The sequence below is a fragment of the Shewanella sp. 10N.286.51.B8 genome, assembly GCF_041469325.1.
In the GTDB taxonomy this organism is placed as follows: domain Bacteria; phylum Pseudomonadota; class Gammaproteobacteria; order Enterobacterales; family Shewanellaceae; genus Shewanella.
Genome location: NZ_JBFRKG010000040.1, coordinates 1 through 13,714, shown reverse-complemented (window position 1 = coordinate 13,714; position 13,714 = coordinate 1). Strand labels below are relative to the sequence as shown.

The window sequence follows — 13,714 nt, the reverse complement described above, 5'->3', positions numbered from 1 at the left end:
GCGCAACTCAGCGAGAGCGATATCTATACAAAGCTTAAAGTTTTAGATAGAACTCACGGCAAAGGGCGATCATTTGCTGACTATATTGACCGCTGGGATCGCTTATCACCAAACTTGAGTGCTCGGTGCTTTCAATCTTTGCTTGATGCTTAAGCTCAAGCAGTAATCGTCTTGGTGGCTTTTTGCTAACCGTTGAAACGCTGACGCGCTTAGATATGGCCAAAGAGGTTTGTGTTAATGCGCCGGTAAAGCGCGTTTCACTTTCAATTGGAAGAATCAAGCTCGCCGCGCCATGTGGCGCCAATAATAACTCAATATGTTTCAGTAACTCGCTAAAGCTTAAGCTATCGGTATGTCTCGCGGTTGCTCGCTGCTGCAGCTTTGATTGCGGCCCATTATCAAAGTAGGGCGGGTTACAAATGATGCTATCAAATAATGGGCTTAGCTTAGCTTTATACTGAACTAAGTGCTGGGCACTAAAGTCTTGTATTGCCCCATGGTGTAACTCAATCATCTCAGCCCAAGGGCAATTGGCGATATTGTGTAAACAATCTTGAGCGGCTAAATCATCGAGCTCAACAGCGACAATTTTAATCGCTTTGCTTGATAACCCTACTGCTGTTTTTGCCAATTGCTCAGCTCGCTGAGCAGCCATGAGGGTTAATAGTCCACTACCTGCACCGATATCCAAAATCGTTCGGCTATGTTCGATATTAGCCCAAGCGCCTAACATCACCCCATCTGTACTGACGGGCATACCGCAGCGGCTATCATCAATATGAAATTGTTTGAAACTAAAAGGCATAGGACTATAGATTGAGAAATGGCCGATTATGGTAACTGTTTTTGCAATTTTTCCCAAACGGATAGTAGGTTGATTTATTGTTGCTAATATACTGACAGCTTCGGTGCTTGTGTTGTTATTGTAGCGCTAATGTTTGGCTGTTTTTAAGCTTGTTTTCAGATGATGGTTGTTTTTGCTTTATGCGGGTTTTGCGCTTGTGTATCTAAGTGCTATTTGCTATTAGTTCCTACCCGTTTGAGCACATTATTGCGGTTTAAATGGGAAAAATGAAATCAGCTTCACAAATCGGCATAGCTATTACGAAAATACGCTGAATTTATCAGCAATATGGCAGTGATTTTAGTGAGCTTAAGTGTAATTTAAAGTTTACAGGTTTGTCGGGAGGTTAGATTAGCGATAGCTAATTGGTGACTATTCCCTTAAGTTTGTAAAAAAACAAAACAACAAGATGGGGCAATGTGTGCAAAACAATAATATGAGTATTGGCGATACGATAGGCTTAGGCTTTATGACGTTCGCATTTTTCTTAGGTGCTGGTAACCTAATTTTTCCACCGTTTGCAGGTATGTTAGCTGGTGAGAACATGACACTAGCAATGTTAGGCTTTCTTATTACTGCCGTGGGTTTACCCCTTGCTGGACTTATTGCGATTGCAAAAGCAAATGGTAAGGTCATGGCGATGTTACCGGCATTTGCGGCAACTGCTTTAGCGATTTCTATCTATATTATTATCGGCCCAGCCTTTGCTGCTCCGCGTACAGGCTTGGTGGCTTTTGAAATTGGTGCTCGTCCATTTTTAGATAATGCCGATGCAATCATCCAACTTGGTGCACTGTCACTTAATAAAGCACAATTGTTTTATACCATTGGCTTTTTTGCCATTGCGATGTTGTTGTCGTTATTCCCAGGTAAATTATTAGACAGCGTTGGTAAAGTATTAACCCCTATTCTTATTTTCCTATTAGTCGGTTTAGCATTATCTGTGATCATTACCCCTAGCGCTGCAATTCAAGCTGCAAGCGGTGATTACATTAATAGTCCACTTTCTAAAGGTATTTTAGAGGGGTACAACACTATGGATACGCTAGCATCATTGATTTTCGGTATGTTAATCATTGATATTTTGCGTAAAAAAGGCATCACTGATTCAAAAGCGCAAACTCGCTATTTAGTACGCGCTGCTATCATTGCTGCATCGGGTTTAGCTTTTGTTTATGTGTCATTATTCTATTTAGGCGCTACCGCTGGTGATATTGCTTTGGGCGCTGAAAATGGTGGCCAAATTCTAACAAACTATGTGACTCATGAGTTTGGCACTATGGGGACTATCTTATTAGCAACGGTAGTGAGCATTGCCTGTTTAACAACTGCAGTTGGGTTAATTACCGCCTGTTCAGAGTTTTTCAATGAGCTATTGCCTAAGATCTCATACAAAGCGTTTGTGATTTTCTTCAGTTTGGTTTGTGCCACGGTTGCCAATGTGGGCTTAACGCAGTTAATTAACATCAGTATTCCTGTGTTAATGACTATTTACCCAGTGGCAATTGCATTGGTAGCGATTACTTTCTTAACTGAGCGTTTCCCTCGTCCTGAGTTTTCACATCGTTTAGTGTTATCTGTTGCTTTGTTCTTTGGTATTTTTGATGGTCTTCAAGTTGCTGGCGTGGATACAAGTTTCCTAAGCTTTATGCCACTTCATGCTGAAGGCATGGCATGGTTATTACCAGTAGGGCTTGCGATTGTTGCTTGTTTATTTGTTCCAGCCAAAGATCAAGCTTTAGCTGCAAGCTAGGTAACCTTTGTCAAACTAAGCTAACTTTAGTTACACTAACGGCGTTATTTCATCTTGAAATAACGCCGTTTTTTTAGGAATTCATGTGACAGATAAGTATCAAGCCGATCCCATTATCGATGCATTTTTAGATGACCTTTGGTCTACGAAAGGACTTAGTGACAATACACTGGCTTCCTATCGTACTGATCTACGCCATTTTGAACGTTTTGTGCTAACGAAAAAACGCCAGTTGATTAATGTCGATCAGTTGCTGATCCGCGATTACTTAGCCTTTCGAGTGGAACAAAATTTTGCAAAAAGCAGTACTGCGCGGTTATTGAGTAGCTTGCGGCGTTTGTATGGTTATTTGTTGGTTAATGAGCAGATAGCTGTTGATCCCACCGCGCTGGTTGAGTCCCCTCAATTAGTTAGGCAATTACCCGAGGCACTCAGTGAAGCCCAAATAAACAGCTTACTGGATGAGCCCAATGTTGATGATCCGCTAGAGTGCCGAGATAAAGCCATGTTGGAGTTACTTTATGCCACTGGGCTGCGGGTAACCGAACTGGTTAGCTTAACCCTTGAGCAAATAAGCTTACGCCAAGGCTTAGTGAGAATTGTCGGTAAGGGCGGTAAAGAGCGCTTAGTTCCCTTAGGTGAGTTAGCGGTGACAGAAGTAGATCAATACCTTGTTGCGGCAAGAGCTGAGCTACTGGGTAATAAGCAAAGTGATGTACTGTTTCCATCAAAGCGCGGTCAAATGATGACAAGGCAGACCTTTTGGCACCGAATTAAGCTATATGCGTTACGGGCAGGAATACACAGCCATTTGTCGCCCCACACTTTGCGCCATGCTTTTGCGACCCATTTATTAAATCACGGCGCAGACTTACGGGTAGTGCAGTTGCTACTGGGCCACAGTGATTTATCGACTACGCAAATTTACACCCATGTAGCTAAAGCGAGGCTGCAACAGTTGCATAGTGAGCACCATCCAAGAGGTTAGTGCAAAATGAATGTTTATTATTGCTTACACAAAATGAGCGCTGTGTAGTTGCTTTCATGAAATATTGTCTGTAACTTTTGCGCTGATGAGCGGGTCTATATAGTGAGTAGACTAATACAGATTGACCAAATAGGATTTTAAATGAAGTTAACCAAAGCATTCTCTTTAGCGATAACGCTTGCAGTAGCCCCGTTATTACATGCCGCTTCTGCCTCTGATATCCCTAATGAAGCAGAACTCAAAAAACAAGTTTCAGATACCTTAGGTGTGAATGTTTTGAGCATTGAGGCATCGCCAATTGATGGTCTTTATCAAGCGCTTACTGACCGTGGTCTGCTATATGTGTCTCCAGATGGCAGTAAGTTACTTCACGGTAATATGTATGATTTACAAAAGGGCATGAAAAACTTAACCGAGGCAGCACTAGCAGGCCCTCGCATTGATATGCTAAAACCTTTTGAAAAGGATATGTTGGTTTATAAAGCCAAAAATGAAAAACATGTGGTGACTATTTTTACCGATGTTGATTGTGGCTATTGTCGTAAGTTGCATCAGCAAATGGATGGCTATAACGATTTAGGAATTACCGTAAGATATTTAGCTTATCCTCGTGCGGGTATTCCGTCAGCGAATGCCGATGAAATGGAAGCTGTGTGGTGTGCTAAAGATCCACTGCAAGCGATGACCGATGCCAAAACTGGTCGTAATGTAAAAGCGGCAAAATGTGATGCTAATATCGAAGGTCAATACCGCTTAGGTGGCTCATTTGGTATTAACGGTACCCCAGCAATTGTGTTAGAAAATGGCGTATTAGTACCAGGCTATCAACCGCCTGAAGCATTATTAAATACCATTAAAACCAATCTTTAATCTACAGTGAGTTAACGGATTTAGCCGCTAAAGCGCGTTAAAAGACGTTAATTTATAACAAAAGGTGAGCCCAAAGCTCGCCTTTTTTGTTATGGTAAATTCAGTTTCAATGATTCATTCCCACTTCATAATTCGATATTTTCTTAAGGTGTTTTTGTGGCCCATAAAATTGTTCGCCGACCTCTAGTAGACGATAGTCATTTACCAGCTAGTATTCCTGCTATTTTAAAGCAATTGTATGCCCGTCGAGGCGTCGACCTTTTGGGCTGTGATCTGAGTCTTTCAAAGCTATTACGCCCAGATTCTATGATGGGCTTGGCTGAAGCTGCGCGTATTATTGCCGATGCTATTATGGCGAAAAAGTCCATTTTGATTGTGGGCGACTTTGACGCAGATGGCGCTACCTCAACCAGTGTGTGTTTGTTGGCATTACGGATGATGGGTGCTCAGCATGTGGATTATCTTATTCCTAATCGATTTGATTATGGCTATGGCTTAAGCCCAGAAATTGTAGCTGTGGCGCAGTCAAAAGGCGCTGAGGTATTAATTACCGTAGATAATGGTATTTCATCCATAGAAGGCGTAGCAGCGGCTAAAGCGCTGGGGATGACCGTAGTGGTGACAGATCACCATCTACCGGGTAAATCATTGCCCATAGCCGATGCCATTGTTAATCCAAATCAAGCTGGCTGTGAGTTTGCCAGTAAATCTATTGCAGGTGTGGGCGTGGCATTTTATTTGATGTCTGTACTGCGCAGTGAATTACGCGCCCGCGATTGGTATCAGCTTAATCAATTAGCCGAGCCGAACTTAGGCAGTTTATTGGACATTGTTGCACTGGGGACTGTGGCTGATGTGGTTTCCCTTGATAGTAATAACCGCATTTTAGTGCAAGCTGGCTTACAAAGAGTACGTAGTGGTCGCTGCCGTGTTGGGATCACAGCTCTGCTTGAAGTCGCTAAGCGAAACCCGCAGCGCATTGTCGCATCAGATTTTGGTTTTGCAGTAGGCCCAAGACTTAATGCCGCAGGACGCTTAGATGAAATGGCCTTAGGGGTCGAAACCCTACTTTGTGAAGATATGATGCTCGCCAGACGCATGGCAGGTGAGCTTGATGGTCTGAATGCTGAGCGCCGCGAATTAGAAACCGGTATGCAGCAAGAAGCCCTAAAAAGCTTACAAAAACTCAGCTTGGATGAAACTAAATTACCTTGGGGATTAGCCATTTTTCAAGAAGATTGGCATCAGGGCGTGATTGGTATTTTAGCATCACGCATTAAAGATAAATATCATCGCCCCGTGATTGCTTTTGCCGATGCGGGTAACGGTGAGATTAAAGGCTCCGCTCGCTCGATTAAGGGCTTACACATGCGTGACTTATTGGAGCTAATTAATAGCCGTCACCCTGGGATGATCCTTAAGTTTGGCGGACATGCGATGGCAGCAGGACTATCCCTAAAAGCTGATGCCTTTAGCGAGTTTGAACAAGCCTATGACAAAGCGGTGCGCGAGATATTAAAACCTGAGCAGCTTACCGGTGAGATTTTATCTGATGGTGAATTGCCAGTCGCGCTGATGAACCTCGATACTGCCTATTTGTTAAGAGATGCAGGCCCATGGGGGCAAGCATTTGAAGAGCCATTATTTGATGGTTATTTCAGTGTCATTCAACAGCGCATTGTCGGTGAAAAGCACCTAAAGCTGGTGTTAGAGTCTCAGTGTGGCGCTGTAATGATGGATGCGATTGCATTTAATGTTGATTTAACCACTTGGCCTGATGCAAGCATAAAACATGCTCGTGTGGCTTATAAACTGGATGTGAATGAGTTTAGAGGTAATCAAACCGTACAAATGCTGGTGGATTACATTGAGCCAGCTTAATGGGTATTGTCTGTGAGGTTAACTTAAGCCAAGGGTGACTTTGTGTTAGTTAGCTGCGGCGCTAATAAGTTGCGCTTTAATGAGCTGGTATTACTCAGGTGTGCTTGCTCAAGAGGCTAGTACAAGGAGCTAGTAAATGAGTCAGAGTACTGACTCAAAGTCGTTAAGGCGCTTTATTGATGCAATGGTTACCACATGAATGATAAATGACAGAAACAAAAAAGCCTCGCATTGCGAGGCTTTTTTGTTATTTGGTCGCGTTAGCCACCAAATCTAAATATGGTGCCCGAACCCGGAATCGAACCAGGGACACGAGGATTTTCAATCCTCTGCTCTACCGACTGAGCTATTCGGGCGACGGGATGCAATTTAAGGTTTTAAGCCGTTTGAGTCAACCGTTTTTTTAGCATTTAAGCTGAAAATGTGTCAACTGCATATCTTTTGTACCTTTTGTGATGTTTTATTCTACATGGCGTATAAATAAAAAATGCCTTCAAATTGAAGGCATTCTAGCGTAGTTAAGCAGTAAGGCTAAACATTAGTTACTGACTAACTCATTATTCGGGAAATTCGCCGCCATCACGGTTACCACGTTTTGCTTTAGCTGCTCTTGACCTAATTCTTCGTAAGCCTGAGCCATGATTTCAAGGGCATGTTCAGTTGATGGTGTTCCTGGGAATTGCTCCATCACAGTTTGTGCTCTTACCGCTGCAGCGCTCCAAGCGCCCATTTTAATATAATACTCAGCTACTTTGATTGAGTATTTTGCTAAACGGTTTTTTAGGTATTGCATACGATGTTGTGCATCTGCTGCATACTTACTATCTGGGTAGCTTTTGATTAAACGATCAAAATCTTTAAAAGCATCTTGGGCATTTTTAGGATCGCGATCGGTGCGGTCAATATTCATCATATCGTGAAAAAGATAATTATCAGCCTGCATATTAGTCAAACCACGCATATAATAGACATAATCAATATCTGGATGGGTTGGGTTTAAGCGTAAAAAGCGGTCAATGTTAGCAATACCTGATGCGACATCATCCATCTTATAATAGGCAAAAATCATGTCCAATTGGACTTGAGTTTTGTGGGGGCCGAACGGGTAACGCGAGTCTAACGCTTCTAGGGTTCTAACGGCTTTTGAGTAGTTCCCAAGTTCCATTGAGGTTCGTGCCTGAGCATAAAGTGCTTCTGGCGACTTGTTACTGACAACTTCTTCTTCAAAACCTTTAGAGGTGCTACAAGCCGTTAAAGTCAATGAAAACAATACTAGGGCGGCGCCTTTGGCAAAATTATGCATATGTAAATTCAATTCTTTTATAAGTTATTGTTAAGAATTTTTCCATTTCACTGTAAAATAGAAAACAATCCGATTGTAACAGATAGTTCATTCACTTTGGACCCCAAAAAAGGGGTACGGTTCCTATGACACAAGAGATTAATCTAAAAAGCGAAATCACAGCAAGTCAAACGGGTCTAAGATTAGACCAAGCTTTGGCTGAATTGTTCCCTGATTATTCCCGTACACGCATCAAAGAATGGATTTTATCTGGTGCAGTTTCAGTTGATGATACTGTCGTCGATATACCTCGTGAGAAGGTACTAGAGTCGCAGTTAATTGCTGTAGAAGCAACGCTTGAAGAAGAAGTTAAAGATAAAGCGCAGAAAATCCCACTAGATATCGTCTACGAAGATGACCATATTTTAGTGGTAAACAAGCAAGCGGGCTTGGTTGTGCATCCTGGTGCAGGTAATGCTGATGGCACATTATTAAATGCGTTATTACATCATTGTCCTGAAATCGAACATGTACCACGTGCTGGTATTGTGCATCGTTTAGATAAAGACACCACAGGTTTAATGGTGGTGGCTAAAACGGTTGAAGCACAAACTCACCTTGTTGCGGCGCTTCAAGCCCGTGATATCGTGCGTGAATACGAAGCAATTGTTATTGGTACTATGACAGCTGGTGGCACGGTTGATGAACCTATTGAACGCCATGAAACTCGTCGTACTCAAATGGCAGTGATTATGGGGGGCCGTCCTTCAGTCACTCATTATCGCGTTGCTGAAAAATTTAGAGCCCATACTCGTTTAAGACTGCGTCTTGAAACAGGTCGTACTCACCAAATTCGTGTTCATATGGCTTATATTGGCCACGTGCTAGTTGGTGATCCTGTTTATGGTGGTCGTCCACGTCCGCCTAAAAAAGCAAGCAAAGCGTTTTTTGAACTTTTAAAAGGCTTTGAGCGTCAGGCGTTACATGCGGTGCGTTTGGAGCTTGCACATCCGTTTACCCAAGAAATTATGACTTGGCATGCTCCTATCCCTGAGGATATGAAGATGCTAACCAAAGCATTGCGCGAAGACACAGAACTAAATCCAATAGAATACCTATAGGTGTTAGTCTTGCGTAAGCGATGGCATAAGGATTGATTGTGTTTAAAGCCAGTTGGCCATTACCTGATAATGTTGCTATCGCCATGACAAATCGTCATGGCGGTGTCAGCAAACCACCTTATGACAGCCTGAATTTAGGCTTGCATGTGGGGGATGTTGTAGCAGATGTCATGGCCAATCGGGCTTTATTACAAACAGCGCATTCAATCCAGTCGCCACTTGTTTGGCTTGAGCAAGTGCATGGCACTGACATCATTGATTGCTCTAGACTGACGACAGCTGATATTGCATCTCCTCTCATTGGCGATGGTAGTTATACCAACTCCCCCAATACTGCACTGGCGATTATGACCGCAGATTGCCTTCCTGTATTACTATGTAATAATGCGGGCACTGAAGTTGCTGCAGTCCATGCCGGCTGGCGTGGCTTATGTGATGGCATAATTGAAGCCGCAGTTAGCAAATTTTCCTCTCCAACGACTGAACTCATCGCTTATTTAGGTCCTGCAATTGGCCCTGGTGCGTTTGAAGTTGGCGCAGAAGTACTTCAATATTTTACCGAAAAGCATCCTCAAGCGACTGACTACTTTAAACCGCAAGCTGAAAAGTATTTAGCAGATTTAGCGGGCTTAGCTCAAATGAGGCTGGCGTTATTAGGTATTCCCCAAATATATTGCGCTAATCGCTGCACTTTTAGCGATAGTGATTACTTTTCTTATCGCCGCGAACAACAAACTGGCCGCATGGCGTCGCTTATCTGGCTTAAGTCCTAATCTGTTTTTTAGATTTGATCTACATCATTTAACCTAACGGTTTATTTTTAAATTCGCCTCATTAGATTGAAAAATCCATAAACACCCCCATATTTTACTTATCAAAAACATTCCCGTTTTTAAATTAATTGTTTAGGAGGCCGTATGAGACTCGATCGTATGACCAATAAGTTTCAAATCGCCATTTCAGATGCACAGTCACTGGCGTTAGGACGAGATCATCAGTTTATTGAACCTATTCATTTGATGATGGCTTTGTTAAATCAAGATTCAGGTTCAATTCACCCATTACTGACCCAAGCGGGCATTAATGTCAGTGCGCTGCGTTCGTCAATTAGCCAAGAGCTGGAACGAGTATCGCAAGTGCAAGGCACCGGTGGTGATGTTCAGTTGTCACAAACCCTGATCCGCTTGCTGAACTTATGCGATAAATTAGCCCAAAAGCGAAAAGACAAATACATTTCGTCAGAGTTGTTTGTATTAGCGGCGTTAGAAGGCAATGACCCGTTAGCTAAAAGCCTTAAAGCGGCGGGTGCCACCAAAGAAGTCTTGGAGTCGACCATAGATCAAATCCGTGGCGGACAAAATGTCGATGATCCCAATGCCGAAGATCAACGCCAAGCGCTAAAGAAATTTACCGTCGATCTTACTGAGCGAGCAGAGCAAGGTAAATTAGATCCGGTTATTGGCCGCGACGAAGAAATTCGCCGTACCATCCAAGTACTGCAGCGCCGTAGTAAAAACAATCCAGTATTGATTGGTGAGCCCGGTGTGGGTAAAACTGCCATCGTTGAAGGCTTAGCTCAACGGATTGTCAATGGCGAAGTACCTGAAGGCATTAAAAACAAACGGGTACTTTCCCTTGATATGGGCTCGTTAATTGCGGGCGCAAAATATCGCGGTGAATTTGAAGAGCGCCTCAAAGCAGTATTAAGTGAGTTAGCCCAAGAAGAAGGCCAAGTCATCCTGTTTATCGATGAGCTGCACACTATGGTTGGTGCAGGTAAAGGCGAAGGGGCGATGGATGCAGGTAATATGCTTAAACCCGCTCTTGCTCGAGGCGATTTACATTGTGTTGGCGCTACCACGCTTGATGAATACCGTCAGTATATTGAAAAGGATGCCGCACTTGAGCGTCGTTTCCAAAAAGTGCTGGTTGATGAGCCAAGTGTGATAGATACCATTGCGATATTACGGGGTTTAAAAGAACGCTATGAGCTGCATCACCATGTGGAAATTACCGATCCTGCTATTGTAGCCGCAGCCACTATGTCACACCGCTATGTCTCTGACAGAAAGTTACCTGATAAAGCTATCGATTTGATTGATGAAGCAGCCTCAAGTATCCGTATGCAAATTGACTCAAAGCCAGAGTCATTAGATAGGTTAGAGCGTCGCGCAATTCAACTTAAGCTAGAAGAACAAGCACTAGCGAAAGAAGAAGATGAAGCCAGTCGCAAACGTCTGAGTGATTTACAGGCTGAGCTTGCTCAAGTTGAAATTAAAGCCAACGAGCTAAACGAAATTTGGCGCACTGAAAAAGCCGCATTGGCTGGCACTCAACATATTAAAGCCGATTTAGAACAATCGCGCATGGATATGGACGTGGCGAGAAGGGCAGGCGATTTAACGCGAATGTCTGAACTGCAATATGGCCGTATTCCTGAACTTGAAAAGCAATTAGATTTAGCTTCTCAGGCTGAAATGCAAGACATGACCTTATTACGCAATAAAGTCACCGATATTGAAATTGCAGAAGTGTTGTCAAAAGCCACCGGTATACCAGTGAGTAAAATGCTCGAAGGTGAGCGTGACAAGTTATTGCAAATGGAAGACGCACTACATCAAAGAGTGATTGGTCAAAATGAAGCGATAGAAGCGGTATCAAATGCGATTCGTAGAAGCCGCGCAGGTCTAGCTGATCCAAACCGCCCTATAGGTTCTTTCCTCTTTTTAGGCCCAACTGGTGTGGGTAAAACCGAACTATGTAAATCATTAGCGACATTCCTATTTGATACTGAATCCTCCATGGTGCGTATCGATATGTCAGAGTTTATGGAAAAGCATACCGTGTCACGGCTGGTGGGTGCGCCTCCTGGTTATGTCGGCTATGAAGAGGGCGGTTACTTAACAGAAGCCGTTCGTCGTAAGCCTTATTCTGTCATCTTGCTCGATGAAGTTGAAAAAGCCCATCCTGATGTATTCAATATCTTACTGCAAGTATTGGACGATGGTAGATTAACTGACGGCCAAGGCCGAACGGTCGACTTTAGAAATACCGTTATTATCATGACCTCAAATTTAGGCTCTGACATTATCCAGCAAGGTTTTGAAACCCAAAACTATGCTCAGATGAAGGCATCGGTAATGGAAGTCGTTACCCAAAGCTTTAGGCCTGAGTTTTTAAACCGTATCGATGAAACTGTGGTGTTCCATCCACTATCAGCTGAACATATTGCCTATATCGCAGAAATCCAGTTAGAGAACTTAAAAGCGCGCTTAGCAGAAAAAGACTTTAGCTTAACGATCTCTAAAGCTGCACTGGCATTAATTGCTGAAGCAGGATTTGATCCTATATATGGAGCAAGACCACTCAAGCGTGCCTTGCAGCAGGAAGTTGAAAACCCATTAGCTAATCACTTACTAAAAGGTGATTTACTACCAGGTAAAGCAATCAACGTAGATGTGAAAGATGGTTTGCTAACATTTAGCCAATAATCTACTTCGTCATTAATCAACTTAGTGCATGGCTAATCAATTGAGTGAAGCAATTAAAGGGGCATAGTAGTTAACTATGCCCCTTTTGTGTTTTTGGCGAGGTGAGACTGATCAATAGAAACTATCCAAAATAAATAACCCTTTTGACGAATTCGTAAACCCAGTGTCGGCAAGCTATCTTGCGAGTATCAAATTTATAAACTAGCTTGAAAGTAGACTATTTAACTCAACCACTGTGATTTTAGTCAAAAGGATATAGCATGAATAAATTAGTTGTAATAAGTAGCGCACTCATAGCAATAGCCCTAACAGGCTGTAGCTCTGCCCCCCAAACCAATGGCGAAATCCCAGTTATTAAGGTTGGTAATGTTGATTACGACAGTATTTATCATTATGGCTATAACCGTGGCTGTCAAAGTGCACTATTGCAAAGCACATCAAGTGAATCACTCGACGGAATGAAAGATAAAACCTTAAATGGGATAAATGCATTTGAAAAAGGTTGGCGCTCAGGTACCCAAACCTGTAATGGTGGCGAGTTTAAATCAATGTACACTGTTGGCAATTAATCATGCCCAATCGACAAAACTTATAGCAAAAGGGGCCAATAGGCCCCTTAATATCACAATGTCATGCTATTGCTTAATATTGTAGCTAATACAATATTACTGGCAAAACAGTTTTATTCTTTCTTCATTGGTTTCAATTTGAGCAAGTCTCTCTTCTTCGGTTACCTGTACGGCTTCACCGGTGGTGGGATCTTTGCGGTGTAATCGTTGATAAGTATTTAATACATTTAGGCTGTGTTTAGCGCTTTCACAAATAGACGCTGCTTGTTCAGCATCTCTAGCCTTAATGGTTTCGGCATTCTTTTCTGCATCCGATGGTTTATTTGCACTTGATGATGCATTAGCAATAACAGGTAAGTAACCCACTTGTGCAGGCTCAATGTCTTCACTATAGAGTTTTTCAGAATTAACTTCATTCGGTGGCTGTTGACTATAATGCTTTACCCCTTTCTCATCGACCCAAGAATAAATCACGGTAGCATTGGCAACTTGTATCAAACTACAACAGCCTATTAAACACAATAAACGTAAACTAAGCATATATATTCCTAAATGGTGTATACCAACTTTCCTTATTAAAAATAAAATAGGCGATTTGAACCTTAAAACCAATAGTTATTATCGAGTTTATTGAAGACTTAGTTCCAATACTTGAGCTATTGAAGGTAAACAAGCAGCCTAGAATTGGCAGTCAACAACAAAATAGGGTGGTTTTAGGTGATAAAAACCACGAATTGTTTAGCTTTTGCGCATTCAGTTTGTGTTGCAGATAAAAAATGCCAAAAGCCCTTGCGCTAAATCTTAACTTGCCTATAATGCGCATCCACTGACACGGCGACAGGCCAATAGCCTCAAGGTGTTAGCGTTAATTAAGCTGCTTTTAAAGCGTCATAATTAACCGGTTGAAAAGCATTT

At 42.5% G+C, this 13,714-nt stretch carries 11 protein-coding genes and 1 tRNA gene; 8 read left to right on the top strand and 4 right to left on the bottom strand.

Going from position 1 to position 13,714, the window contains the following annotated elements:
• Positions 1 to 34: 34 nt before the first annotated feature.
• Positions 35 to 805, bottom strand: a complete 771-nt coding sequence (locus tag AB4160_RS15235) for a tRNA1(Val) (adenine(37)-N6)-methyltransferase (RefSeq protein ID WP_372005373.1) — start codon at positions 803 to 805, stop codon at positions 35 to 37.
• Between the two features lie 448 nt (positions 806 to 1,253).
• Between AB4160_RS15235 and brnQ the strand changes: the two genes are divergently transcribed.
• The 4 genes from brnQ to recJ all read left to right on the top strand — a co-directional run bounded on the left by brnQ (position 1,254) and on the right by recJ (position 6,336).
• Positions 1,254 to 2,597, top strand: a complete 1,344-nt coding sequence (gene brnQ, locus AB4160_RS15230; RefSeq protein WP_198589256.1) for a branched-chain amino acid transport system II carrier protein — start codon at positions 1,254 to 1,256, stop codon at positions 2,595 to 2,597.
• Between the two features lie 85 nt (positions 2,598 to 2,682).
• A complete protein-coding gene (gene xerD, locus AB4160_RS15225; RefSeq protein WP_102439689.1) occupies positions 2,683 to 3,585 on the top strand; it encodes a site-specific tyrosine recombinase XerD in 903 nt (300 codons plus the stop codon).
• A gap of 141 nt (positions 3,586 to 3,726) precedes the next feature.
• Positions 3,727 to 4,455, top strand: coding sequence for a bifunctional protein-disulfide isomerase/oxidoreductase DsbC (gene dsbC / locus AB4160_RS15220; RefSeq protein ID WP_102439688.1), 729 nt, complete (start codon positions 3,727 to 3,729; stop codon positions 4,453 to 4,455).
• A gap of 156 nt (positions 4,456 to 4,611) precedes the next feature.
• Positions 4,612 to 6,336 (top strand): single-stranded-DNA-specific exonuclease RecJ, encoded by a 1,725-nt coding sequence (recJ, locus tag AB4160_RS15215; protein WP_102476940.1) that lies wholly within the window; start codon positions 4,612 to 4,614, stop codon positions 6,334 to 6,336.
• 280 nt (positions 6,337 to 6,616) lie between these two features.
• On the opposite strand, the gene AB4160_RS15210 is transcribed toward recJ, so the two are convergent.
• Positions 6,617 to 6,692 (bottom strand) — tRNA-Phe (locus AB4160_RS15210).
• Positions 6,693 to 6,874: 182 nt separating this feature from the next.
• Positions 6,875 to 7,639: an outer membrane protein assembly factor BamD gene (locus AB4160_RS15205; RefSeq protein WP_102439686.1), complete on the bottom strand. Its 765-nt coding sequence runs from the start codon at positions 7,637 to 7,639 to the stop codon at positions 6,875 to 6,877.
• 125 nt (positions 7,640 to 7,764) lie between these two features.
• Here AB4160_RS15205 and rluD point away from each other — a divergent pair, with 125 nt between their 5' ends.
• The 4 genes from rluD to AB4160_RS15185 all read left to right on the top strand — a co-directional run bounded on the left by rluD (position 7,765) and on the right by AB4160_RS15185 (position 12,799).
• The gene (rluD, locus tag AB4160_RS15200; RefSeq protein ID WP_076540848.1) at positions 7,765 to 8,739 is read left to right on the top strand and encodes a 23S rRNA pseudouridine(1911/1915/1917) synthase RluD; all 975 of its coding nucleotides are present in this window, start codon (positions 7,765 to 7,767) and stop codon (positions 8,737 to 8,739) included.
• Positions 8,740 to 8,777: 38 nt separating this feature from the next.
• Positions 8,778 to 9,512 (top strand): peptidoglycan editing factor PgeF, encoded by a 735-nt coding sequence (pgeF, locus tag AB4160_RS15195; RefSeq protein WP_102439685.1) that lies wholly within the window; start codon positions 8,778 to 8,780, stop codon positions 9,510 to 9,512.
• A gap of 144 nt (positions 9,513 to 9,656) precedes the next feature.
• Entirely contained in the window at positions 9,657 to 12,230 is a 2,574-nt protein-coding gene (clpB, locus tag AB4160_RS15190; RefSeq protein ID WP_102519101.1) for an ATP-dependent chaperone ClpB, read from the top strand.
• Positions 12,231 to 12,490: 260 nt separating this feature from the next.
• Positions 12,491 to 12,799 (top strand): hypothetical protein, encoded by a 309-nt coding sequence (locus tag AB4160_RS15185; protein ID WP_102439683.1) that lies wholly within the window; start codon positions 12,491 to 12,493, stop codon positions 12,797 to 12,799.
• Between the two features lie 96 nt (positions 12,800 to 12,895).
• On the opposite strand, the gene AB4160_RS15180 is transcribed toward AB4160_RS15185, so the two are convergent.
• Entirely contained in the window at positions 12,896 to 13,339 is a 444-nt protein-coding gene (locus tag AB4160_RS15180) for a DUF4124 domain-containing protein (RefSeq protein ID WP_102439682.1), read from the bottom strand.
• Positions 13,340 to 13,714: the final 375 nt, after the last annotated feature.

Bases quoted from the DNA above. Each gene is read 5' to 3' on its own strand.
- AB4160_RS15235 (WP_372005373.1), bottom strand. From the start codon at position 805: ATGCCTTTTAGTTTCAAACAATTTCATATTGATGATAGCCGCTGCGGT.
- brnQ (WP_198589256.1), top strand. From the start codon at position 1,254: ATGGGGCAATGTGTGCAAAACAATAATATGAGTATTGGCGATACGATA.
- dsbC (WP_102439688.1), top strand. From the start codon at position 3,727: ATGAAGTTAACCAAAGCATTCTCTTTAGCGATAACGCTTGCAGTAGCC.
- AB4160_RS15205 (WP_102439686.1), bottom strand. From the start codon at position 7,639: ATGCATAATTTTGCCAAAGGCGCCGCCCTAGTATTGTTTTCATTGACT.
- rluD (WP_076540848.1), top strand. From the start codon at position 7,765: ATGACACAAGAGATTAATCTAAAAAGCGAAATCACAGCAAGTCAAACG.
- clpB (WP_102519101.1), top strand. From the start codon at position 9,657: ATGAGACTCGATCGTATGACCAATAAGTTTCAAATCGCCATTTCAGAT.
- AB4160_RS15185 (WP_102439683.1), top strand. From the start codon at position 12,491: ATGAATAAATTAGTTGTAATAAGTAGCGCACTCATAGCAATAGCCCTA.
- AB4160_RS15180 (WP_102439682.1), bottom strand. From the start codon at position 13,339: ATGCTTAGTTTACGTTTATTGTGTTTAATAGGCTGTTGTAGTTTGATA.